Raw genomic sequence first — 25,952 nt, 5'->3', positions numbered from 1 at the left:
TTGAGATTTAAAATCATGATTCTATGGCTGGACTGTTTGTGTCTTCAGAATCTTCTTCTTCAATAACAACTTCTCCTTTTTTGCTTGACAAATAAGAATAAACTGCTGGGATGATAAACAGGGTTAATATTCCAGAAAAGACAAGTCCTCCCACAATAACAATTCCTAATGACTGGCGACTGTTAACCGTAAGGGCAATGGGTAATGCTCCGAATATCATGGCTAGAGATGTCATTAAAATTGGACGGAAACGCTGCTCTGCTGCCTGTATTGCAGCATCGTATTTAGAAAGTCCTGTATCTTTTAGATGATTGGCAAATTCTACGATAAGTATTCCGTTCTTGGTAATTAATCCTACCAGTGTAATAATCCCGATTTGGCTGAAGACGTTTAAGCTCTGACCAAACCATGATAAACTTAAAATTGCTCCTGTTACTGCCATTGGTACCGTTAACATAATAGTTAGCGGATCACGAAGATTTCCGAACTGAGCAGCTAGAATCATATAAATAAGCAATAATGCAAGGACTAGTGTAAAGGCGATATTACCTTGGCTCTCGTCATAATCTCGCGATTGACCTGCTAATGAACTTTTGAAATTTTCTCCTAATACTTCTTTCTTAATCTTTTCGATTTCCTCAATTCCTTCTGCAAGGCTTACTCCTTCTGCTGTTGCTGCCGATACTGTTGCCGATATATATTGGTCGTATCGGTATATAGCAGCTGGACTTACTGCTTCTTCAGTGGTTATCAGGTTGTTCAACGGAATCATCTTACCTGTTGTTGAACGAACATAGATAGCGCTTAAATCACTTTTGTCATTTCTGTGTTGGCGGTCTAATTGTCCAATTACTTCATACTGACGGTCGTTGCGCAGGAAATATCCGTAACGCTGTCCTGAGAATGAAAGTTGCAGCGTGTGGGCAACTTCTTCCATAGATACGCCCATTAAGGCTGCTTTTTCTCTGTCAATATTTATTTTCACTTCTGGTTTATTGATCTTAAGATCAGCATCAACAAATAGTAGTTTTTTGCTTTGGCGTGCTGCTGCCAGAAATTTAGGAAGCACCGCTGTTAGGCTGTCTAGATTTGGGGATTGTAATACATATTGTATTGGCATACCTCCTCCATAGCGACTTCCGATGGTTGGTGGCAAATACGGAAACAAAAGAAATCCTCTAAATTTACCTGATGCTGCACCATATTGATTGTATAAATCCTTAATACTTGATTTTCGGTCTTTAGGATCTTTAAGGTAAATACTTTGTACAGCCACATTAACGGGTGCTGGAGCAGGAATAAATGAAATTGCAACCATCGAATAGGTTTGATACAACCCATCGGTAGAGTCGTTTACATACTTCCCTACTTCGGTCATGTGTTTTTTCATATAATCAAAAGAAACACCTTCGGGAGCAACGGCAATTAGATTCATGTTTGAACGGTCTTCTATCGGAGCAAGTTCTGAAGGAAGCCCTTTTCCAACGAGATAAATAAGTAAAGTTGTACCTATCAAAAATACCCACGCTAGCCATCTAAACTTCATAAAAGAGATTAACATACTAGCATATCCATTATTCATGCTAACGAAAAAAGGCTCGGTTACGCGGTAAAACCAACTAGGGCTTTCTTTTTTCTTCAAGAAATAAGCACTTAGCATCGGAGTAAGCGTCAGAGCTACAAAAGCCGATACCATTACGGAACCCGATACTACAATGGCAAATTCTTTGAAAAGTTGACCACTGATTCCTCCCATGAAAACAATAGGCAGAAATACTGCTGCCAGCGTAATGGTTGTAGATATTACTGCAAAATAAATTTCCTTAGAACCTCTAAACGCTGCTTGTATGGGTGACATTCCTTCTTCTATTTTTTTGTAGATATTTTCGAGTACAACAATGGCATCATCCACCACCAGTCCTATAGAAAGTACCAAGCCCAAAAGGGTAAGTATATTGATGGAAAAACCAGTTATATACATAATAAAAAATGCAGAAAGTATAGAAACTGGAATAGCTAATACTGGTATGATTGTAGATCTCCAGTCTCTAAGGAATAGGAAAATAATTAATACCACTAAACCAAAAGCGATAAACAGGGTTTCTTCGACTTCTTTAATAGATTCTCTAACAGAGCGGGTATAATCGAAACCTACTATCAAGCGGTATTCAGATGGGATATCTTTTTTTAACTGATCAAGCCTTCTGTAAAATTCATCTACTACTTCAATCGCATTTGCGCCACGTTGTATCTGGATAGCCACACCTACACCAATGCGGTTAAGGTTTCCGGTTTCATTGATGATGGCCGTTCGTTCGTTTACTTCTCCTAATTCGGCAGAGCCAATATCTTTCAGTCGGATTACCCTATTGTCTACTTGTTTGATGAGCATTTCCTCAAAGTCTTTTACCGTTGTAAGGCGTCCCATGGTACGAATACTTAGTTCACTATTATCTCCATCAATCCTACCTGCGGGTAAATCGATGTTTTCTCTTAGTAATGCCTTACGAATATCTTCGGGAGTTAATTGATAAGCAGCAAGTTTAGAAGGTTCAAACCGAAGACGCATCGCATATTTATGTTCTCCCACGATAGCAACATTATTGATTCCGGGGATAGACTGTATTCTGTCTTTTATCGTAGTCGATGCGAGGTGACTTACCTCTTTTATGTCTTTGGTATCGCTTTCTACTTCAAGAAATGCTACCAGATTATCTGGCGAAGATGCTTTTTGTACAATGGGCGGATCCACATCTGTAGGAAGCTGTTTTCGTGATTTGGCCACCTTATCCCTGACGTCGTTTAGTGCATCCTCAATGTTTATTTCACGGTTAAACTCTATCGAAATAACACTCACTTGTTCTCTAGATTCGGAAGAAATAGTACGTATTCCGTTTGCTTCTGATATAGATTCTTCCATTGGTCTGGTAAGCTTAGATGCTATTACATCTGGGCTTGCACCTGCATAGAAAGTAATTACCGAAATTACGGGTGGTTCTGTTAATGGAAATTCTCGAATCCCTAATTGTTTCCATCCTATTATTCCTAAAATAACAATGAGGAGGGAAAATACACCGGCTAAAACCGGTTTTTTTATGCTTAAAGCTGATATACTCATAACGCTAAAATTTGAATTTGATTAATTGGGTACAACGGCTTTTACGGGAGTACCATCTCCTATACGCAGCATATTTGAAACTATGATATTATCACCAGTTTTAATCCCTGATGTGATTACAGCATCCGTTTCTGTTCTATTACTTATGGTTACTGCGACAGGTTTTGCAACTCCATTTTTTATTACAAAAACTGCATAACCTTTATCACTTGGCGACAAAGCTTCGGTTGGTACCATGATACCTTTTGCTCCTTTCTCGGTAACACTGAAATAGACTTTTGCAGAGAGACCTGCACGAAATTTTCCGCCAGTATTACTTGTTATTGCCTGTACCTGTAAGCTTCTGCCTTGTGCATCTAGACCTGGTTCGGTTGCATTAATAGTTGCCGAATATTCCTGATCAGATAACTCAGAAGTAAACCTTACTTTATTTCCTGTTTGTATCAATGGCAAATATTTTTCTGGTACAGCAAAATTGATTTTAATACTGCTTTGATCTTGAAGGGTTACCAGTTCTGCTCCAGGTGATACATAAGCGCCAAGATGCACTTTTGAGATTCCGATTTTTCCTGAAAATGGAGCTCGGATTACGGTTTTGGCTAAGTCTACTCTAAGTAGTTCTTGTTGTGCAATCAAGGATTGGTAACGCATAACTGCCTCATCATTTTCTTGTGGCCTTACAGTTTCGGTTTTTAAAAGATTTGCTATCCTGTCTTTAGTTAAACGAGCCAGTTCTAGTTCCGCACCAATCTGTTTTAAGCGCGATCTGATGTCAGCATCATTCAGTTTGTAAAGCACTGCTCCCTGACTAACGTAGCTCCCATCTTTAAAAGCTACATGGGTAATTTTTTGAGGGAGTTCGCTCACAATAGCAACTTCGCGATAAGGCATCATGGTTCCCACTACAGCTTCTTCTTGATTGAGCTGTTTTTCTTGTGCAATTATTATGTCAACTGGTAATTTGTTGGCATCTGTCTTGGCTGTAGCATCACTTTCCGGTGCTTTTTCAGTTTTGTTTTCACAAGCAATCAATAAGATGCTCAACAAGGGAACTAAAATCCCTAACCTTTGTGTAGTATGTTTGTATAACATGTTCTTTTTTTTAATTATCCAACTAACTATTAAATTTCGTTGTCAAAATTACAGAGAGATGCTAGCGGGCTTTATACACAATTACAGGTAAGAGTTGTGAGATTTACTTTTTAGAAAGGTGCTAAGGTTTTTAGAAAGGTGCTAAGGTTCTGAGGGACTAAGGCGCAAAGATTTTCCGTAGAGGCGCACCGCAGTGCGTCTTAAGCAATACATTGGTAAAGATTCTGATTAATGATTTACTCGCAAAGTCGCTAAGACGCAATTGAATACAAACTTGACGTCTTTGTGCTTTTGCGAAAGATTTATCCTTCGACTCCGCTTAGGAGGACAAGATTGTGTTAAGATTAAGACAGAAAAGGATTTTTAAGAAGCCTTATTTTTATGAGATTGTTTATCAATAATGGCTAGCTTATCAAGTCTTATTTTTTTGTAGTAAGAAGAAGTAAAACCCGTATATTTTTTTAACTGGTTAGATAAATGCGCTGGGCTGCTGTAGCCTAAGGTATGGGTAATCTCAGACATCGATTGATCAGTATAAACGAGGAGTTCTTTTATCTTTTCGATTTTTCTCAGAATGATATATTTTTCTAGTGTTTGTCCTTCTACAGATGAAAACAAAGCACTAAGGGTATCGTAATTTTTGGTAAGTTTATTACTGATTAATGAAGAAAATTTGGTAGTTTTTCCGTTATCTAATTGCATCTTAATGCCCATTTCTACTAATTCCTTGATTTTTTCTACAGTTTCTTCGGTTTTAGTGAATAGTAGTTCAAATCCGTTTTTTTTAAGCATGGATTTAATTGCTTCTTGACTCATAGAAAAGTTGGCTGTATCTTTTATTTCAACGCGTCCTAACTCTATAGCAATGATTTCTAAACCTAGATTTAAAAATTCTTGCTCGAGAACATAAATGCATCTGTTGCACACCATTCCTTTTATTAGTAATGTCATAAAATTGATATTAATGATGCTTTTTCCATTTTCCTTGATTTTGTTCTACAAATTTCCTGATAGTTGAGTTGTGTCTTGTATTGCTATTCCTAATTTGATTTATAATATTTACTGATTGTTTGAGGAAAAGGTTCTAAGGTTCTGAGGAGCAAAGGCGCAAAGGTTTCCCGTAGAGGCGCACCGTAGTGCGTCTTAAAGAATGCATTTATGAAGGCTCTGTGATACAAAGGTTTCTCTTGTGCCGCGTATTTCTCAAAAAAAAAAACCTCATTTTAACTAGCTTCAAAGATTAGTGAAGAGGAAAAATGAGGTCAATAATAAAAATCAATTAAACTAAGAAGTAATATAAAACGGCGGCCAATATATTAGGAAACCGCCGTTTGGCAAACGCATCAAGGAGTTTACTTTTTCCATTTTAAGCGTAAACTGTTACTTACTACACTTACGCTGCTCAAAGCCATTGCAGCTCCAGCAATCATTGGGTTTAGCAAGAATCCGTTTATTGGATATAATATTCCCGCAGCAAGAGGAATACCAATTAGATTATAGATAAACGCCCAGAATAGGTTTTGTTTTATGGTTGCTACTGTTTGTTTAGATAATCGAATTGCTTGAGGTATTTTGTTAAGATCAGATGATATAATAGTCATCTTTGCTACATCCATTGCAATGTCACTCCCCTTACCCATTGCAATACTTACATCGGCAGTCGCCAAGGCTGTACTGTCATTGATTCCATCACCTACCATGGCAACAACTTTACCTTGTTGTTGTAGTTCTTTTACAAAATCGGCTTTGTGCTGAGGCATTACCTCTGCTTTATAATGTTTTATTCCTGTTTGTTCTGCGATAGCTTTTGCAGTAGCTTCATTATCTCCTGTAAGCATATAGAGTTCGATACCCATATCCTGCATATGTTTGATAGCTTCTACAGATGTTTCTTTGATTTTATCAGAAATTGCAATAACCGAAAGTGCTTGCTTGCTATTAGCAAACCAAATTACTGTCTTAGCTTCTTTACTCCATGCATCGGCTTGATCTAATAATGTATTGTCAATAGTGATACTATTTTCTGCTAGCAATTTTTTGTTACCTACATAATAGGTTTCGTCCATATAGATTGCTTTTGCTCCCTTACCAGTAATACTATCAAAATGGGTTAGAACTACGTTTGGTATACTTTCGAAATTTTTCACTACGGCTTCCGCCAAAGGATGTTCGGACTGCTTTTCGATACTAATTAAAATATCTTTTGTTACATCGTTATTATTTAGCCATTTAACACCAGTTACCTGTGGTCTTCCTTCAGTAATAGTTCCGGTCTTATCTAAGACAATTGCAGTAACTTTTCTTGCTAGTTCTAAACTTTCGGCATCTTTAATCAGGATACCATTTTCGGCACCTTTGCCCACTCCTACCATAATTGCTGTAGGTGTTGCAAGACCTAATGCACAAGGACAAGCAATAACTAGTACTGTAACTGCTGCTAATAAAGCTTGTGCCACAGCGTTTTCTCCTCCTAGAACTATCCAAACAATAAAAGTAAGTATTGCTATACTAATCACGATTGGAACAAAAATGCCTGCAATTTTATCAACTAGTTTCTGTACAGGAGCTTTACTTCCTTGGGCATCTTGCACCATTTTAATAATTTGCGCAAGCATGGTTTCTTTTCCAACTTTAACTGCCTTGAATTGAAAACTTCCTTTTTGGTTTATAGTTCCAGCAAACACCTTTTCGTTTTCCGTTTTCAGTACAGGAACTGGTTCACCGCTTAGCATACTTTCATCTACATACGAGTTTCCTGAAGTCACCATTCCATCGACAGCAATTTTTTCTCCTGGTTTTACAAGGATAATATCACCAACATTTACGTTTTCAATTGCTATTTGTTTTTCCGTTCCGTCAGGCTGAATAACCATTACAGTTTTAGGCTGTAAACCCATTAACTTTTTAATTGCTGATGAAGTATTTCCTTTAGCTTTTTCTTCTAATAATTTGCCAAGAAGAATAAATGCAATAACTACTGCTGCCGCTTCAAAATAAACGTGAGCATGTAATCCACGCTGATGCCAGAAATCCATAAATAACATGTTGAATACACTGAACAGATAAGCAATTCCTGTGCTTAAAGCCACCAAAGTATCCATATTGGCAGATCTGTTTTTCGTTTGTTTCCATGCATTTATGAAGAAGTCTTTCCCTAGCCAAAGTACTACTGGAGTCGAAAAGAACCACATAATCTCATTTCCATAAGGCATATCCATAAAGAACATACCAATCGTTACTACGGGTAAGGACAATAGCACTGCCCAAATGGTTTTGTTTTTTAATTTTTTGAATTTCTCGGCATGAATAGCTTCCAGAGATTCTTGCTGTTTCGTTTCGTCTACAATAAGTAAATCGTAACCAACGGCTTGCATGGCCTTTTGAAGTTTATTTGCATCTGTTAGATTTGGAAGATATTCTACAGTTAAGTTTCCTGTTGCAAAGTTTACCGATGCATCAACTACTCCCAATTCATACGTTACAATACTTTCTGCGCTGCCTGCACAAGAAGCACAAGTCATACCTAGAACAGGAAAAGTGTTTTTAACAGTGGGAACATTATATCCCAAGTTTTTAATAGCCTTTACAGCATTACCAACGGTTTCATTACCTTTAACAGTAATGGCAGCTCTGCGGTTGTTTACTTCTACTTTGTGAGTTTCAACGCCTTTAACCTCCGCTAATCCTTTTTCTACGATTAAAGCACAATGCTCGCTATCTACATTTTCTAGCGGAATGAAAATTGTTTCTTTACTATTATTATTTGTCGCCATATTTCACGTGTTGTAATTTACATGCAAAGTTGGCGACAATATCTATGAATTTTATTGTGTAATTATGGGTTTGATTTGTAATATTTACTTAAACCTTATCCAATGGTTTTCTTTTTTCTTCCCTAATTTGTTTAAAATGACTTGGCGTTAACCCAGTTACCTTTTTAAATTGATTACTTAGGTACGCAACACTAGAATAATTTAAACGTAAAGCTATTTCGCTCAGCGATAACTCATCATAAACCAAAAGTTCTTTTATTTTTTCGACTTTTTGAGCGATGAAATATTTTTCTATCGTAGTGCCTTCTACCTCCGAAAATAGATTAGAAAGATAATTATAGTCATGATTGATTTTTTCGCTCAAGATATCAGATAAATTGTTTTTGGTGTCATTATCTTGATGATGCACCAGGTCGATGATAATGTTTTTTATCTTTTCGATAATTCTACTTTTTTTATCATCAATTACCTCAAAACCTAAAGGAACTAATGCTTCTTCTATCGAATTTCTTTCGTCGGAGCTTAGTTCTTTTGTCAGGCTAACCTCTCCAAGCTTAATATTTGTAAAGTCTAAACCGAGTTTTTCGAGTTCATTTTGAACTACCATAATACAACGGTTACAGACCATGTTTTTAACGAATAATGTACTCATATCCTTGTTAGATCAGATTTTTTATTAAATATAGTATCGACAAATCTACTATTAAAATTCAATTAACCACAAAGGATGTTAAGTTTAAAGTTTGGGCTTAAAATTTAACCGCAGAGTTCGCAAAGATTTACGCAAAGAACGCAAAGGTTGTGTTCTTTGTGATTGCTTTGTGTTGTTTGAGGTAAAAACACATGGTTTGATTCTAAAAAATTTACCGCAAAGGCCACCAAGTATCACGTTAAGCTTTGCGTTCTTTGCGTAATACTTGGCGCCCTTTGCAGTAAAAATATTTAGTTTATGATGTTTAGAAAGTCACAAATTTCACTCCTAAACTAAACCATCTTGACGGAAGCGGAACTGCTCCAACCTCGTAATAAGTAGTGTTGAAGATATTTTGTGCATCAACATAAATAGTTACTTTTTTTATAGATTGACTTACTCTAAAGTCGTTAATCCAGTATGATGGCCCTGTTATTCTTTTATTAAAACGGGTAGCAAATAGTGCCGTAAAATTTTTATGCTGAAAATCGATTGTATTAGTTATTTGGTGCTCTAAAGAAGAAACCAGATATTTAGAATAAAGATCATCGATGACATCTTGAAATTTAAAATCTAAATAAGAATACGCCAGATTGATATTTAACCTGGAATCATTAGAAAAGTTAACGCTATAATTGGTACGTAAATTAAAACCATTTGTATTTAAATTTCCGTAATTATTACTTTGCCAAGGCTGAGTGGTTACATTTCTTGTCCAATCTATAAAATTGCTAATCTTTCTGTAAAAATAATTGGCATTAAAACTAAAATTTTGCTTCGTGTATTTGAATCCTATTTCGCTCTGAAAAGCATTTTCGGTTAACAAATCAGGATTTCCAATATTCCCGGGACGTTGGTTAAGGTATAAATCTGTAAATGAAGGTATACGCTGACTTGTTCCGATATTTCCAATTATCTTAAATGCATCTGTTATGGCATAACTAGCATCAATTCCTGGATAAGCTTGCCATTTATAATCTGAATTATAATTAAGATAAGTACCAAAATTCACATCTAATTTTTCAATAAAAGTAGTTCTGTATTGTAGATAAATTCCAAAATTTTCTCTATCATGATCCCCAATGTTGGATGAGCTAATGTCTTCATTTCGTACTTCTGCACCAAAACCCAGTTCTCCCCTTTCCATCTTATAGGTTGTGTTAATTTCTGCAGCTATAGAGTTGGTATAATGCTGGCTTCTCCCCGCTTTTAGATTAGAAATTCCGTAGTAACGATAATCATCATAATTATATCTGTAGCTTACTCGAGGCATCAATGTCCATTTTTCAGATAGATTATGTTTAGATTGTACAGATGCAAAAGTAGTTTGCACAACTTCACTTGAGTTTCTGTCACCAGGAGCAGCATAAAATCCATTAGCGCCAAAGCCATTGTTAATATAACCGAATGAACTTAAAATTTCATTGTTGTCGTTAATCTGAAAATTACCCTGATAAAATATTTTATTATTTTCGAAAGCTGTATTGTATCGATAACCGTTGCTTTTATCATGTGAAGCAAAAAGCGAATGTTGTTGTTTCTCTTTGCTTAAAACTCCTCCTACCTGAATTCCGGTACCATAAAATGTATCTCCTGTATCTTGCGTATCTTTTTCAAAATTAGACCCAGCATAAGTATTTACTAAAAAACCTGATTTGGTTGGTTTTTTGGTAATAATGTTTATAGCTCCAGTTAAGCTGTTAACACCATAAGTAAGAGCAGCTGGCCCACGAATTATTTCGATTCTTTCGATTAATTCAACAGGAATTGGCAAATTAAGCATATTGTGTGCCGTTTGTGAGTCAATAATTTTTGTCCCATTTATAAGAACAACTGTTTGCTCAAAACTTCCTCCATCTATACTTACATCGGCTTGGCTCCCAAAAGGTCCTCTTTGTCTTAAATCAACACCATTAGCATATTGCAAAATTTCCTGAATAGATTTTCCTGGTAATTTTTCAATTGCAACTTTATCAATTATATATACATTTCTGTTTTTTTTAGAAATTGGAGTGCTAAATCTATTTTCGTGAATTATTACTTCGTCAATTTTAATAGTATCTATTTGTACTTGAGCGTATAAACCAACACTCATAAAGGTTAATATAGCAAAATAAATCTTTGTCATTTGTTTTAATTTTTTGCAAAAGTAGTATCTTGCCGTACTACTAATGTGTACCAGTTTTATAAAAATGGATAGTCCGGTTCAAATTCCTTTCAAAAGTTTTATTCAGCTTAAGCCTGAAGAGTCAACTGCTATATATTTGCAAATAGTTTTTGAATTTATAAAAGCGATACAAATCGGATTACTTCCTGAGGGCACAAAACTTCCTGGAACTCGTATATTATGTAAATTATTGGAGGTTAATAGAAATACACTTATTAAAGCTTTTCAGGATTTAGAATTACAAGGTTGGATTGAAATTTTACCAAATAAAGGAACGTTTATCTTATCTGAAAAAAAACAGAAAAACAAAGCCGAATTTGCTCCGATTGAAACTGAAAATGCTTCAAAAATAAGTGAACCTTTTACTTTTAAGCGTTCTACAATTCTTGAAAACCCGAAAGAAACCAGCACTTTGCCCTATCAATTTAATGATGGTTTACCCGATTTACGATTGGTACAAACAGATGTTCTGGCGAGGTTATATGTATCTAAATTAAAAAGAAAAAAAAATACTAAAACGTGGGAACAAATTCAGACACAATCTCATTTGAATTTTAAGACTCAGTTCTCTAATTTTTTAAATCTGACTCGTGGTATACGTATTTCAACATCAAATTTACTCACAACTACTAGCCATGAAATCAGTTTATATCTGGTTACAAAATTACTGATTAGTCCTGGTGATAAAGTTGTTGTTGCTTCTCCGGGGTATTATATGTCGAATATGACATTATCTGATAGTGGTGGGCAAATTATTACAATACCTGTTGATAAAGACGGAATCGATACGGGACATCTAAGGCAGATTTGCGAAAAACAGAGTATCAGACTATTATATCTTACGTCTAATTATCATTATCCTACAACAACTTCTCTTAGTGCCAAAAGAAGAATGGAAGTGCTGGAATTGGCTAATAAATATGGGTTTGTGATTCTAGAGGATGATTATGATTTTGATTTCCATTATGATAACAATCCTGTATTGCCTTTGGCTGCTTTAGATTCTAATGAAAGAGTAGTTTATATTGGATCGTTTGGGAGATCTTTGCCAGCAGGCTTTGGTTATGGATTTATTGCTGCTCCATCAGAATTTATCAAGGAACTAGAAAAACATCAAAACATTCTGGAACCTGAAATTGATGTTATTAAGGAACAGGTTTTAACCGAATGGATTATGGAAGGTGAAGTTCATCGTCTTTCAAAAAAAAATAAAAAAATCTATAAAGAGCGTAGAGATTATTTTGTTTCGTTATTAAAGGAAAAATTAGATGGAAAAATCAAATTTCAAATTCCTCTTCGAGGTTTGGCTATTTGGGTAGAATGGCTTGATAATTTTAATTTAATAAACTTGCAAAAACAATGTATTATAAATGGATTGTTCTTGCCGAAAACAATTTTGTATCAAACAAAAAATCTAACTGCTACACGGTTAGGATTCGGACATTTAGATGAAGCTGAAATGGAAAAGGCGGTTGCTATTTTAAGTAAATCTCTCGAAGAGATTATTTAAATATTAGTCAAAAAAAATATCCCATAAAGAAAGGCTTCTTTTGGGATATTTTTTTGATTGAAAAAGGGTTTTAAGCTACTTCTTCTACTTTTAGGATTTCTAATTTCAAATCCCCTTTTTTAGCAGGCCATTCTACTAGATTACCTACTTTGTATCCTACCATTGCAATACCTTCATCAGAAAGAATTGAAATTTTGTTTTTGCTTACTTTTGTTTTCTCAGGACCTACAAACACAACTGTTTTTTCTTCGTTTGTTGCATGATCTTTATAGGTTACTTTTCTATTTACTGAAACAATATCTTCTGGTAAATCTCTTCTTAGTACCTGTGTTGCCTTTTTAAGTTCAAAAAGTAATAATTTTTCTTCTTCTATTGTTACTTTTTTTCTTCTTACGTGATCCTTAATTAAATCGTATATTCCTGTTGTTAAAATGATGTTTTGATTTGCTGACATAACTTTCTGTTTGCTCCATTCTCATAGGTATGATATATAACTCATCATTGAACTTTTTGTGGCTCTTGGTGTGTTTGAATTCAATGATATCAGAATCCTAAATAAAAATTGAAGATTAAATAAATGAGTTGCCTTAATAAAAGGGTCCCTGTCTAGAGTTTTGACAGGGCTTAATTAATAAACTCTTTAGAACTTTTTAAGAAAGTATCATCATGCAGATATAGTAACGTGCCCATAAGGCGCATCAAGCGATTATTTTTTAAATAAAAATTTGAAGTAGTCATTACTATATTTGCTTTTAACTCTGCAAAGATAGCTATTTTTTTTGAAAGAAAAAAATTTCAAAAATAGAACTTTAATAATGTCAAATAAAATGAGGAGTCTCAAGGTCAGTTATATAGGTTTTTGTATTGCAAATACTTACCTATAAAAAGTTAGTGTTAACTTAAAGTTGACTTGAATCTCTTAAAACTAAAGTTTATAGCTTATTCCTGCCACTATTATTCCTTTGTATCCAAAACCTAGCTCCGCAAATGCTCCTAACTTCTTCCCTACTCTTAAACCAACCGGATTTACCTGAAAACCAAATGCAGTTGCATTATCTGTATAAGCATTGGTATTATCAATTTCTTTGGTTTGCATCATGATAATTCCAGCTGCAGCCGAACCGTAGAAATTTATAAAAGATGTACGAACATAACTGAATTCTATAGTGGGTAGTACCAAAAAATATTGCGCTCTACGCTTATTGTGCTCTATCCCACCAGAATTTGGAAGTTTTGTTTCAAACGATTTATCGGTTCTAAGATAACTTACATCGACCCCTATTTTTAATCTTTCAGTAATACGATTGCGATATCCTATTTCAAACATTCCAAGTGTGCTATCTTCTGCATTATCGATTTTGGCTCCGTTGATGCCAGAAATAATTGCATCACCAAAAGCATTCGAAATCCCTGTTCCCATAATAAGGAATGTTGCATCACTATAACCTACGCGAAATTCGTGTTTTTCATTTTCTTGTGCTTTTGCAATAAGTGTAAAAAATAGTAACCCTAAGATAATAATCGATTTTTTCATTTTAATTCAGTTCTAATTTATATGTTCTCTTAAGTAATTTTCTTTTTTGCAAATATAAAAACGTTTGCCTATAATGCAACTAAGTTGCATTATAAAAAGAAATTTAATTTTAATAGTTACAAATGTATTAGTCTAAAAAATGATTTTCGATGTAATTTATCATTGTCTTTTAGTATAAATTTATTATATAAGATAAAAAACTAGTTGCTATAAACAGAGTGTCATCAACTTGTATAAACAACAAAAGCCTGAACATTGTCAGGCTTTTGTTGTTATATATACTATAAGATTTACTTTGTAGTTCCGAACATCATTATCAATTTATCACCAAGATAAAAATTTAAAGTTTGCTCTGCCACATCAAAACGTAGCTCTTTATTATCTAAAAGAGAAAGTACTTTTTGTTCAATTTTAGATGTCTTTTCGTCAAGACATGCCATTCTGGTAGATCCTAAATTACCAAACTGAATTTGATCGTTACCTTTAAGTGTATATGTTCCGAAGAAGTTGTTACATCCAGAATTTCCGCTCACTTTTTTAGTAGTTGGATCAAATTTAATTGAAGCTCTTCCGTAATCCTGCCCTACATTTTCAAGCATGATTAATTTCCAATTGTTTTTAGCAATAAAACTCCAAACATCATTTTGTGTAGGAATAGTAAATTCCATAATGATTTTGTTTTTAGAGTTTTTAAACTGCACTTTATTTTTTTTCTGTACAATTTTAAACTTTTGATCTTGTATAGCTTTAGTAAACTCTTGCTCTAATTTCATGCTCGCTTCATCACAAGCCATTAAAGTTCCTATTGATGAACCAATTTGAATTTGATTTTTTGAAGCAAGTTTAGTGTATTTTGCACTAAATCTGTTACATCCGCTTTTTCCGCTAATTGTCCCTGTAGCTGAGTCGATTGTCAAATACACATTTCCTGTAGATATTGTTTTACCATTTAAGCGAGTTAATGTCATTTTAGTATCATAAATACCTTTAGCAGTTTTGGCAGCTGTTACAGGTGTTTTAGAGATAATACTTTTTAGTTTGTACGTATAAATAGATGCGTCCGCAGGAACAATTCCTTCACGTTTTGTTCTGATTACAGTAATCTCATATTTATTTCCTTTTTCAAAATTAAAACCTTCAATGCCATTATAAAAAAGTTGATAGTCTTTTTCATTGTCATATCTTACTTGTAAGCACTCCATAGGACCTACACCTTGACAAGGTACTTTATTCTCTTTTACAAACATTTTTAGGGTCTCTTGTCCATAAGTAAATGATGAAACTAGTGTTACCATCATCAAAACAAACATGCATTTTAAATTTTTCATTCTTTTTAAATTTTGTAATACTTCAATAAGTATTGATTATTCTATGTTTTGGCTCTTTTGCATTAACTGTGCCATTTTGAAATATTTTTAAGATTTTAAAATATTTTTAAGATTTTATGGAAATTAAAATGATGGCTAAGTTGTCTATCTGTTATAGGCAATATTTTGTTTTGTAGACACTTATAAATTTATTAAATAAATAGATTTGTGCTAACGATTTTTTTATTTTTTTTTCTGCCAACTAGAAAAAATATATTGATTATAAAAGAAGATTTTATAGAATAATATTTTTTTAGGATATTTTAAACCCATAGCGAAGAGCTAGACTGGAGCAAAAAATGCCTTTATAATATAATTTTGCAACAGAATATTTTATAAATTTAATCACATTGACAAGAGATATTCATTATTTTATTTTAATAAATATTCTCAAAAAACAATTTTAGGTTCGATTTTTGTTTTTACATATCTATTATTAATCTAATAAAATTTGAAATCATGAAAATATTGAAACATTTATTTATAGGAATAGCATTTCTTACGATTAGTTTTTCATCTGCTCAAGTATCAGTTAATGTTAATATTGGTACTCCACCAGCATGGGGACCTGTAGGATATACAGATGTACGCTATTATTATTTGCCAGATTTGGAAATGTACTACGATATAAATGCATCTAATTACATTTATATTAGTAACGGAAAATGGATAAGAGCAAAATATCTTCCTAGAAACTATAGAAATTATGATCTTTATAACGAATATAAAGTTGTTCTTACGGATTACAGAGGAAATTCACCATATGATAATTATAGAACTCATAAAGAAAAATATGGTAAAGGTTATAAAGGTAAACCACAAAAAACCATTGGTCAAAAACCAGGTAAGGGGAATAACAAAGAACATAAGAATAATGGTAATGGTAATAATGGGAATGGGAAAGGACACGGTAATGGAAAACATTAAATCATAAAAAAAGGGTTACTCTAAAAATTGAGTAACCCTTTTTTATTTATAGAATGATGTGTTTTTACAACCTTACATAGGCTGCTACTTGCACTATATTATTTACAGTATTATTGCTTTTGCCAAGAACATACTGATTCATGTAACCTGCTTCAAGATCAAATTTTGGGCTTAATCTCCAACCTAATGCCAGATAGGCTCTGTTTTGGTCAAAAAAACTATCGTTTGGAGCATTTTGTACATTCAAGAAAACTTCATTTTGTAATGCTAAGAAAGCTCCTTTGGTAAAATTGTCTGTTTTAGAGAGCGGAAAGATAGAACGTGCAAAATAACGTAAACGTTGTGCAAATTCATAACTGTCGGTTACAAGCTCGTTTTGCTCAATTATTGCTTGTCCCATAAAACGCTGTTCTAGTCTAAAACGATGTTGCAAAGTAACTGGACGATTAGCTAGTGTGAATTTTTGATTGAAAATAAATTGTTCCCATATTCTGTGCTCAGGTATCCAACCATCAATATCCATAACGCTTCTGTTATTTCCTATATAAGCATACCCTACTGTAGCAATCATATTATCTTTTATATGATAATTTAAACCTGGGCGTATAATATAAGATTGAAGATTTTTTAGTTCATCTGTAGATCTTGCTTGTCCATCAAAATGAAGACTGAATTTATCATTAAGTTTATAAGTAAAAAATACGGCACTCCATCCGGTAAATGTGTTTTGTGTTTGTGCGTTTACAGTTGTACTTAGGAATAGAATTGTTATGCTAATTAAGCTAATGAGAGGTAATCTAGAAATCATTTTTTAATAAATTATATAAGGGAATTGCTAATTTATATAATTTATAATATAGTTCTGTTCCCAGCATTGTTAATTCTCATTTTATTTATGAAAATTATATTTTTTCTAAGTTATTTTTTGCTAAAAAATGTTAAAGCAATTTCAATAATCCATTTGTATGATTTTTGAAGGGTATGAAGATTGAATTATTTTCCCTAGCAATAATCTATAAAATTGGGTATTAAACAATTATAGTATATATTTCTAATTCTATTTAATTAGCAGTGAATTTTATTTCTGCTTATTAAAAAAACAGATAAATTTCCGTTTAATTATTTATTGGTTTCGAGTAATGGCAAAGTAAACTTAAAGGTACTTCCTTTCCCCGCTTCGCTTTCAGTCCAGATTTCACCTTGATGCATTTTTATAAATTCACTACAAAGTAAAAGTCCGAGTCCGCTTCCAGTTTCATTTTCTGTTCCTTTCTGGGTGACAATTTCGTTGATCTTAAATAATTTTCCTTTTATGTTATCAGGGATTCCAATGCCATTGTCTGTGATAGAAATTTCGGCCTTTTTAGGAGTTTTTTGAATTTTGACAATAATTTCTCCGCTTTTTTTTGTAAATTTAATAGCGTTACTTAGTAAGTTACGCACGATGGTATCTATCATGTTTTTGTCTGCATCGACTTCAATTAGTTCAGTAGATTCAAATGAAAGAGTGATATTTTTATTTAATGCTAAATTTTTATTTAGTTCTACGTTTTCTTTAATTAATGTGTTTAATGCAATTTTTTCAGGACTATATTCTATCATTCCTGTTTGTACTTGCGACCAATCTAAGAGATTTTCTAGTAGTTTGTAACTGTTTTTATTCGATTGATGTAACATTTCTATGATTTCCTTAATTTCGTCATGACTATATTCTTCAATGTTTTTAGTCAATATTTTCGAAAGCCTGAACGACGATCCTAATGGCCCTCTTAAGTCATGTGCTATGATAGAAAAAAACTGGTTCCTATCTTTTAGAAGTTTACGGATTCTAAGATCTTGTTTTTCCTTCACTAATAATAAAAATCCAACTGTACCAATGAGAGTAAGCAAAAACAAACTAATATTATACAAAGAGTCAAAAATATTATGGGAGAAAAAATCCTGTTGTGGATTATGATAATTGTTGATTGCTCGCATAACAACCAGAACTTCAAATGTTGCATAGCATAGCACGTAGAAAGTCCTAAAAAAGGTATATCGCTTTTCTGTAAAATAACTAATTGTAGGAGGTAAATAAATGGCAAATACCGCCAAAGACATAATTATAATGCGAGTATTGATTGTGCTCCCTAATAATACTGCGATGTTAAAAACTATTGCAGTAACAATAGTAATCCCTATTTGAAGCTTATAAGACTTTTTTTCTTCAGATTTAAGCATCGATAGCATTGCTATCGTTTCATAACAACAAGAAGCTAAAATGATTGTATTGGCTACATTTATAGAGATAAAATCGGGGACTATAGTCCTTAAAGCAATCAGGATCCAACCTATTGATAGTAAAAATTTTCCATATCCTAATTTTTGTATTATTTGCCTGTTCTCGCTGGTAGCATACGAAATAGAATAGCTAAAAATAAGAATGCAGATAAAAAAGTTTGCCCAAAAGTAAAGATGGAAAACAGTTTTAGAATCTAACAATAAAAGTTCGGACATTGTAGGGTTTAGTTTATTTAAAAAACTGATTGTCAAATATACAAATTATGGTAATAATCGAATGCTATTTTATAGTGAACTCGTTGTCTTTTTTGTAAAAAAGTAAATAGATAATAAATTAAAATGCAAAGAATCGTTCCCTGAGTTTTATGATAATTAGTTTTCTATAAATACAATAAATATTATAATTAAATGTTTGTTTTAATTAAGAGTTAATGAGATTAATTTAATACAGAAAAGTCATGAAAAGGATATTGTTTTTAATAATTATAATTTGTGTTTCTCTAAAGGGATATGCACAGGACGAACTTAATGGTAAATTTAAACCGATTCCTCCAAAAGATTCGAAAATTAAAGAAGTTATTCCTCCAAAAGAAATTAAACCAAAAGTTGATCCACCAGTAATTGTAGAGAAACCAGATCCTTTACAAATTAATCCTGAGGAACTTTTTAAGGATGGCAATTTATATAAAAAAGACGCTAATGTAGAAGGTATATTTTATAGACGAAACCAGTTTTTAGGAAGTTTTAAAACAAAATCATTTACATCTACAATACGTTATCGCGATGCAGCTTTTGTAGATGGCGATAAAATAAAAGTATATTTAAATGATAAAATAGTTGTTCCTGAAGTGAGTTTGAATGGAGATTTTCAGGAATTTAAAATCGAACTAGTACCAGGAATTAATAAAATTGATTTTGAAGCTTTGAACGAAGGTTTCGCTTCGCCAAATACAGCCGAGTTTCAGGTTTATGATAATAAAGGAGCTGTAATTGAGTCAAGCCAATGGAATGTTGGTACAGGTTATAAAGCTACAATTGTATTAGTTAAAGAATAAAACCAGCATTTTTTCTAATCGCTTCCCTCCTTTTCGTCTAAAAAGAGATTAATTATAAGTATTCATTGATAAAGAATCTATGTAAAAAGTTTAGGACTAAATATATTATATTTACGTTTTAAACGGAAGTTACTTACTATGGAAGATTTTTTAATTGGTATTGGAAAAAGATTAAAAGAAATAAGAAAAAAAAATGCCTTAACTATAAACGAAGTTGCCAATAGAGCCGGAGTTAGTAATGGTTTGGTTTCCAGAATTGAAAATGGCAGAACAATTCCTTCATTACCAGTTTTAATAGAGTTGATTCAATCTTTGAATACCGATGTAAGTTATTTTTTTGAAGGTGTCGAGAACACTAAAAATGCCAAATACATCCATATAAAGAAAACCGATTATCAAAAAATAGAAAAGGAAGACAGAGCAGAAACTAAAGGGTTTAATTACTATCATATTTTTAGCAAAAGCATTAATTCTATTGGCTTTGAAGCTGTAATATTAGAAGTTGAACCAAACTGCAAACGAGAAAAAGTTATAACCGATGCCTGGGAATTTAAATATATTATAAAAGGCAGTGTTACCTATATTATTGATGATGTAGAAGTTATTGTTAATGAGGGAGATTCTTTATGTTTTAACGGAAGACACCCACATGTTCCCGAAAACAGAACTCAGGAAAATTGTATTATGTTAGTGCTTTATTTTTATTCTGAAAGCAATAATTAAAATTTAACCGTAAAGGGCGCAAAGTTTTTCGCAAAGTTCGCAAAGTTAAATAATCCTAGCTTTGCGAACTTTGCGTTTTACTTCATTGCGTCTTTTGCGGTTAAGTAAAAATTAAAAAAGGCTACCTCCAAAATGGAGATAACCTTTCAAAAAAAAACAAAAAACACTATTTATATTAGTTTGCTGCAGGAAGCCAAGAGCGTCCATCTAGTGACCAAGCTGAATTAATTGGTACACCAAACCATTCAAGCGAAGAATAAGCTATATCTACCATTTTTGGAACAACTGTTTCGGCAGTACTTCCGCATTTTAAAGAAGCTGTACTTGAAACCCAAGTTGGATTATTTGCAAAAGGAATTGAAATAGCATTAGAACTAGAATCTATAAAAACGTTTCCAGAACCCGTATTTCCTTTCCAGTATCCTATAAGATTTGCATAATCGGGATGCGAACTTGTTATAGATGAACAGGTATAGTTTAAGATTGCAGCTTCGGATAAAGCCTTATTCCATACACGTACTTCGGCAATATTCCCGTTTACATTTGCAGGGTAAGCCAATGTTCCGTCCTGACCAATTGCAAAAGGTAATCCAGAGGTTAAACTTCCAAATCCGTTAATAATAGTTGCCTGTCCTACAAATACACCATCCTGATATGTTTTAACCAATTTTGCTGCACGATCAACTACTAGAGTTAAATGATGCCATTTTCCATCTTTAATTACTCCTCCTGATATATCAACACGATTTTGAGTATCGCCAATATTTACTTTCCAGCTTCCACCAGTATTTGCCGAAATTACAAATCCACGATTTTTACCACTAGCCCAGTTTTTATTTGAAACCAGAGACGGATCACTTGTATAACCCGAAGTTTTTACTCTACACTCAATTGTAAAGCTTGAAGTACCAAAATTATAAAGTGCATTATTTGTACTCGCATAAATTGCATTGGAATTAAAATTTGCAAATGATCCAGTTATTGATGTTGTCACATCTGCTGCTTTTTCAATTTTATTGGCTGCAAAGTTTTTATTATTGAAAATTGTAAAAATATTTCTTTCCTCGTAAGATGAACTGCCATGAGATCCGCTAGAACCCGTTACTATTCCGCCATGATCAGGTGCAATAATAACCAACCAATCTTCATTGGCATAATTAGGTCTATTCTTTAAGGCAGTCAGGATTTCTCCAATATAAGCATCCGTAGTTTCTATTGAGGCTTTGTATTGAGGAACATTTAAAGAGAATCCGTTGCTATGTCCTGCATGATCTACATCATCAAAATGCATAAATAACGCATCTGGATTATCATTTGTAAGTGCACTTACTACTTCGTTTTTTACAGCTAGATCGGTTGTAAGCGTTTTTTCGACATCAATTCCATCAACAATATAAGTGTTAATTGGAGCCCAGTGTACTATAGACATAGTTTTTAACGTAGAATTATACGTTTCAAGACGTTTTAAGAAACTTGGATATGTTGTGAAATTAGGAGTCAAAAAAGAATTATCTGTAACCTTATGTTTTAAATGTGTAACCCCACTTAGCATTGTGGACCAGCCGTTCCCACTCCAGGTTGGAGATTCGGTTAAGGCATCAAGACTATAAACCGAGTTACTGAGTAAGCCATGTACATTTGGCGTGTTTGCTCCCATTAAGGCATCTCCTCTACAGCCGTCAATACCTATAATAAGTAACTTTTTTACTCCGCCAGTTAATTTTGTAGTTTTTACTGATTTTGCATTTGCAGCTAAATTTGCTGGTTCTTCTTGTAAAGATTCTTTAGTACAGGAAATGGTCAAAAACATACCTGCAAGAATGGTAACATAACTAAACTTTAAAAATTTTTTCATTTTATTTAATTGTTTTAGGGGTTACTATATTAATTACTGTGTGAAACTCTTTTTAGCTACAACAAGTTTTACTTAATTAAAAATGCTGTATAATGAAGCCAAAGAGGGTAATATATAATCTGGTTTTGCATTTTCTAATTGTTCTCTCGTTTGTGCACCCGATAAAACTCCAATGGTAATCCCGCATTCAGCATTTTTCCCTTCATTGATGTCTATTGCCGAATCTCCAGCTTTTAATACTTTTGAGGCAGCTGTAATTTCAAACAATTGCATTGCTTTAATTATCATATCGGGATAAGGACGTCCGCGCTCGACATCATCAGCAGTTATTAAAGCATCATATTGAATGCCTTTTTTCCAATTTAATTTTTCTAATAAAGTATTGGCAACTTTACTGTTATATCCTGTATTTAGGACTATTTTTATGCCGTCTTTTTTAAGATTATTAAGTGTATTTTCTACACCATCAATTGGAGAAACTGGAGCAGTAAGATATTCCTGATCTAATAGTTCTTTAAAATATTCAAATATTGTTTTGGCTTTTTCTTCATCTATATTGTTTATATGTGCCAAAATATCTTTTATTGCCTGATATTTTTCTTTCCCTGCTCCTATCGTTAAGACCAGTTCCAGAGAAACATCAATACCAAATTTGTTAATGGATTTATGTAGAGATTTATAAACTATATTTTGCTCATTAATTGTTGTTCCTGCCATATCAAAAACAACCATTTCAATTTCATTAATTTTCATTTTGTGTGTATTATTTGTTTTTCTAAACATTTTATATTTTCAATGCTATCTGACTCTTTGTCGAAGGAACGCGGATTATGCGGATTCGCTAAGGCGAAAACACGGATTAAACGGATTTTCTTTTGATTATTTTTAAATCAGTTTTAATCCGCAGCTTTACTTTTGTAAATCCGTATCATCCGCGTTCCATTATAGACAATTTAAGTTTGCAATACTTAATTTTTCTTAATCCCTTAATGTTCATTTTTTTTAAATCTGTGCGATATTTTTTCACGCAAATTATGCAGATCAAGCAGATTTTTAATGTTTTTATCATTACAGATTAAGAAGCAATACTTAATTTTTCTTAATCTCTTAATGGTTCAATTTTTTTATCTGTGCGATATTTTTTCACGCAGATTATGCAGATCAAGCAGATTTTTAATATTACTGATAAAGAAGCAATACTTAATTTTCTTAATCTCTTAATGGTTCAATAAAGGGATAGCTTAAGCATTGAAAATTTTATCGATATTGTGCTTTGCAAATCCTGCACTTCCTGTCATTCCTTTCCCTCCTATTCCTGTTATGATATGAATGTTTTTGCCAATAGTATGTTCAAAGATATCTTTGGTTTTGCATTGAGAATACATTCCAAACCATCTGCTTTGGATTTCGTAAGTAGGCAAATCAATAATTTTTTTAGCTTCCTCAATCATAAAATTATCGATGTCCATATTCAAATCAAATCCTAGCGTATCTATTTCTTTTGCACTAGCATATTCATGTGAATCTCCTAGAATTACGGAGCCATCGATAGCTTGTTTAAATAAGATATGAACGCCATATTTTTTCTCAAAACTATTAGGGTCTTCTTTAGCTTTGATTGCTTTATACGATGGGCATTCTTCAAAAGATTCATACCTTCTTATTGTTAATCCGGTTAGGATAGAACCATCTAATTTGTAATTATTCTGAGGTTTTGTTTGTAACATCTGAAGTTTAGAAACTATCAAATCACTATTGTTATAAATTTCTGGATATAATATTTTAAAGTCACTTCCATTACAAATAATGATTTTGGAAGCCTTATATTCTATTCCTAATGAAGTTGTTGCAACTACTTCATTAGTGTGATCCTCAGTAGCAACAACCGTAGTATTGGTATATAAATCTAACCCTAAATGAGCTATCATATATTCATGAAGCTTATGAATCATTGTATTGGGCTCGACCGTAACTTCTTGAGGAAAAAACAAACCACCTTTGCAATAATCAGAACGTAATCCTGGATATTTAGCCAGACATTGACTTTTAGACAGCAATTCTGATTGGTAATCATTGGCGCTATTTATTAGATTCAACTCTTCTATAAGTTGCATTTCTTCCTCATTAGAAGCTAAATATACTGTCCCGTTTTGGCGTAAATTGATATCAAATTTATCTTGGATTTCTCTATATATTTTTAGGCTTTCTTTACCGAAATTTTGCCATTTTTTGTCCATTCCTGATGGAACAACCTGACCAAAGTTTCTTACTGTTGCCCCTTCTGGTTTTGTGTTTTTTTCGAGTATAGCAACCGATATTCCTTTTTTTAAGGCATGATAGGCATGAAATGTTCCTAAAACTCCTGATCCTACGATGATTAAATCATATTTATCTTTCATGTGTAATTGTTTTATTTTTATATAGATGTGCTACTTTTATTTAAGAATATAAAGGAGCAACGATGATTTTGAATGTTTTTTTGAATTTTCGTTTAAAGTAGTTATAAGATAACACGGTGGTTAATATTCCTATAAATGACAAGAGATAAATGCAAGTAGTAAAGAAACTTAGCAGTGAAATATCTTTGTTTCCGAAGTTTTTAAATAATAAAACCAAGACACTTCCTAAATAACCAAAGGCATCGGCTATGTAAATTAAGAATCCTGCATTTCCCTTTATTTTGTAGGTTGCTATCATTCTTTCAAAAAACAATCCGTTAAAAGGAATGTAACATACATACATGCCAAATCCAGATGCTATCATCCATGGCAAAGGCGCTATCATGTTTTTTTGGAATAAAAATGTAGTTACTCCAATAAGTAATGAACCTAAAAACAGTACCAAATGATAATTCTTGAATGCTTTATAGTTGTTTTTCATGCTTCCTAAAAAGCCCAGAATAACAAGAACTGATATTGCAATCGGAATTTCTGAGTACATATAAATAGAGATACTTTCTTTATATCCTAAAGTGTCCCATAATTCTCTGGCAAAATTATCTCTGAATTCGCGCATTGCAGTAAGCATTGCATAAAAAATGATAATGATAGTAAGCGGGAATGCAAACTGGTTAAACAATACAATACGTTCTTTGCTTTTTAGTGGTTTCCGCTTTGATCTTAAGAGTAAATCTTCGTCTGTTGGATTTGGTATTTTTTCCAAAAAAAGAGAAAATATTATTAATGGAATAATAAAAATTAAGCCTGATACAAAAGGCATCCAAAATTCATTGCAACCTAAAACTTTCAGAACAAATAAACCCACAGATTTTGCTGCGCCAGAAGAAACTATAAAGCTGGAACATAATATAACACCAAGTAATTCAGTTACTTTTCGACCTTCGATATAAGAGAAAACAATTCCCCAGATCATTCCTAATGGCAATCCGTTTATAAATAAAAACAAGATATTATATGGAGCTGGTGTTACTGCAAAGCCAAGTAATGCCAACTCAGATATTAGTATAAAACCAATAAGATAAAAGGTTCTTTTGGACGATTTTAATTCGGATATGATTTTAATTCCTAAAAATTTAGAACATGTATATCCTAAAACCTGTGCTAAAATAAGTAGTATTTTATAATCAATTCCCCAAAAGGATAAATTATCAAATGTTGCTACTGTAAAGGGTTTCCTGAACGCATACATACAAAAGTAGGTGCCAAAAGCAGCTATTGATGTTTTTAAAATAAATCGAAAATTGGATGCTTTTTTTGACATTAGTTCATTGTTATTAGAGTAAGAAATGATAAAAAATATTTAAGATTTTTGACTTTACTCCCGAAGCTTCGGGATTGATTGCAGATGTGTGAAATTCTATAAAATGAATATCCTTAATTATTCATTCATGCAAATTCAAA

Annotated in this window: 19 protein-coding genes; 4 read left to right on the top strand and 15 right to left on the bottom strand. The window is 32.9% G+C overall.

Annotation, left to right across the window (positions count from 1 at the left end; translation table 11 throughout):
* Nucleotides 1-13: 13 nt before the first annotated feature.
* The 6 genes from ACJ6WR_RS22630 to ACJ6WR_RS22605 all read right to left on the bottom strand — a co-directional run bounded on the left by ACJ6WR_RS22630 (nt 14) and on the right by ACJ6WR_RS22605 (nt 10,802).
* The gene (locus tag ACJ6WR_RS22630; protein WP_409416593.1) at nt 14-3,118 is read right to left on the bottom strand and encodes an efflux RND transporter permease subunit; all 3,105 of its coding nucleotides are present in this window, start codon (nt 3,116-3,118) and stop codon (nt 14-16) included.
* 21 nt (nt 3,119-3,139) lie between these two features.
* Nucleotides 3,140-4,210: an efflux RND transporter periplasmic adaptor subunit gene (locus tag ACJ6WR_RS22625; RefSeq protein ID WP_409416592.1), complete on the bottom strand. Its 1,071-nt coding sequence runs from the start codon at nt 4,208-4,210 to the stop codon at nt 3,140-3,142.
* Nucleotides 4,211-4,573: 363 nt separating this feature from the next.
* Nucleotides 4,574-5,161, bottom strand: a complete 588-nt coding sequence (locus ACJ6WR_RS22620) for a helix-turn-helix domain-containing protein (RefSeq protein ID WP_409416591.1) — start codon at nt 5,159-5,161, stop codon at nt 4,574-4,576.
* 401 nt (nt 5,162-5,562) lie between these two features.
* Entirely contained in the window at nt 5,563-7,983 is a 2,421-nt protein-coding gene (locus ACJ6WR_RS22615; RefSeq protein ID WP_409416590.1) for a heavy metal translocating P-type ATPase, read from the bottom strand.
* Nucleotides 7,984-8,071: 88 nt separating this feature from the next.
* On the bottom strand, nt 8,072-8,635 hold the full coding sequence (locus tag ACJ6WR_RS22610; protein WP_409416589.1) for a helix-turn-helix domain-containing protein: 564 nt from the start codon (nt 8,633-8,635) through the stop codon (nt 8,072-8,074).
* 304 nt (nt 8,636-8,939) lie between these two features.
* Nucleotides 8,940-10,802 (bottom strand): TonB-dependent receptor plug domain-containing protein, encoded by a 1,863-nt coding sequence (locus ACJ6WR_RS22605; protein WP_409416588.1) that lies wholly within the window; start codon nt 10,800-10,802, stop codon nt 8,940-8,942.
* Nucleotides 10,803-10,866: 64 nt separating this feature from the next.
* On the opposite strand from ACJ6WR_RS22605, the gene ACJ6WR_RS22600 reads away from it, so the two are divergent.
* Nucleotides 10,867-12,351, top strand: a complete 1,485-nt coding sequence (locus tag ACJ6WR_RS22600; protein ID WP_409416587.1) for a PLP-dependent aminotransferase family protein — start codon at nt 10,867-10,869, stop codon at nt 12,349-12,351.
* Nucleotides 12,352-12,421: 70 nt separating this feature from the next.
* On the opposite strand, the gene ACJ6WR_RS22595 is transcribed toward ACJ6WR_RS22600, so the two are convergent.
* The 3 genes from ACJ6WR_RS22595 to ACJ6WR_RS22585 form a co-directional block, all read right to left on the bottom strand.
* A complete protein-coding gene (locus ACJ6WR_RS22595; protein WP_039112096.1) occupies nt 12,422-12,805 on the bottom strand; it encodes a GreA/GreB family elongation factor in 384 nt (127 codons plus the stop codon).
* A gap of 471 nt (nt 12,806-13,276) precedes the next feature.
* The gene (locus ACJ6WR_RS22590) at nt 13,277-13,885 is read right to left on the bottom strand and encodes a hypothetical protein (protein ID WP_086896379.1); all 609 of its coding nucleotides are present in this window, start codon (nt 13,883-13,885) and stop codon (nt 13,277-13,279) included.
* A 290-nt stretch (nt 13,886-14,175) separates the two neighbouring features.
* Complete coding sequence (locus tag ACJ6WR_RS22585) at nt 14,176-15,213, bottom strand: META domain-containing protein (protein ID WP_086896378.1); 1,038 nt, start codon at nt 15,211-15,213, stop codon at nt 14,176-14,178.
* 498 nt (nt 15,214-15,711) lie between these two features.
* Here ACJ6WR_RS22585 and ACJ6WR_RS22580 point away from each other — a divergent pair, with 498 nt between their 5' ends.
* Nucleotides 15,712-16,179: a hypothetical protein gene (locus tag ACJ6WR_RS22580; protein WP_039119736.1), complete on the top strand. Its 468-nt coding sequence runs from the start codon at nt 15,712-15,714 to the stop codon at nt 16,177-16,179.
* A 64-nt stretch (nt 16,180-16,243) separates the two neighbouring features.
* Here the strand turns inward: ACJ6WR_RS22580 and ACJ6WR_RS22575 are convergent, their stop codons facing one another.
* On the bottom strand, nt 16,244-16,987 hold the full coding sequence (locus tag ACJ6WR_RS22575; protein ID WP_207621518.1) for a DUF2490 domain-containing protein: 744 nt from the start codon (nt 16,985-16,987) through the stop codon (nt 16,244-16,246).
* Between the two features lie 311 nt (nt 16,988-17,298).
* Nucleotides 17,299-18,675, bottom strand: coding sequence for a sensor histidine kinase (locus ACJ6WR_RS22570; RefSeq protein ID WP_086894289.1), 1,377 nt, complete (start codon nt 18,673-18,675; stop codon nt 17,299-17,301).
* Nucleotides 18,676-18,917: 242 nt separating this feature from the next.
* Between ACJ6WR_RS22570 and ACJ6WR_RS22565 the strand changes: the two genes are divergently transcribed.
* Both ACJ6WR_RS22565 and ACJ6WR_RS22560 read left to right on the top strand, forming a co-directional pair.
* Nucleotides 18,918-19,514: a hypothetical protein gene (locus tag ACJ6WR_RS22565; protein ID WP_409416586.1), complete on the top strand. Its 597-nt coding sequence runs from the start codon at nt 18,918-18,920 to the stop codon at nt 19,512-19,514.
* 138 nt (nt 19,515-19,652) lie between these two features.
* A complete protein-coding gene (locus ACJ6WR_RS22560; RefSeq protein ID WP_086894288.1) occupies nt 19,653-20,237 on the top strand; it encodes a helix-turn-helix domain-containing protein in 585 nt (194 codons plus the stop codon).
* A 175-nt stretch (nt 20,238-20,412) separates the two neighbouring features.
* Here ACJ6WR_RS22560 and ACJ6WR_RS22555 read toward each other — a convergent pair whose 3' ends face one another.
* From ACJ6WR_RS22555 to ACJ6WR_RS22540, 4 genes are all read right to left on the bottom strand, one after another.
* Nucleotides 20,413-22,092: a DUF4983 domain-containing protein gene (locus ACJ6WR_RS22555; protein ID WP_409416585.1), complete on the bottom strand. Its 1,680-nt coding sequence runs from the start codon at nt 22,090-22,092 to the stop codon at nt 20,413-20,415.
* Nucleotides 22,093-22,164: 72 nt separating this feature from the next.
* Nucleotides 22,165-22,845, bottom strand: coding sequence for a phosphonatase-like hydrolase (locus tag ACJ6WR_RS22550; RefSeq protein WP_409416584.1), 681 nt, complete (start codon nt 22,843-22,845; stop codon nt 22,165-22,167).
* Between the two features lie 488 nt (nt 22,846-23,333).
* Nucleotides 23,334-24,491, bottom strand: coding sequence for a TIGR03364 family FAD-dependent oxidoreductase (locus ACJ6WR_RS22545; protein WP_409416583.1), 1,158 nt, complete (start codon nt 24,489-24,491; stop codon nt 23,334-23,336).
* 40 nt (nt 24,492-24,531) lie between these two features.
* Complete coding sequence (locus ACJ6WR_RS22540; RefSeq protein WP_086894285.1) at nt 24,532-25,812, bottom strand: DUF5690 family protein; 1,281 nt, start codon at nt 25,810-25,812, stop codon at nt 24,532-24,534.
* Nucleotides 25,813-25,952 lie beyond the last annotated feature (140 nt).

This window comes from Flavobacterium sp. PS2 (assembly GCF_046250155.1).
Lineage (GTDB): Bacteria > Bacteroidota > Bacteroidia > Flavobacteriales > Flavobacteriaceae > Flavobacterium.
Note: the sequence above shows the minus strand (reverse complement) of the source record. Positions and strands in the feature narration are given on the sequence as shown.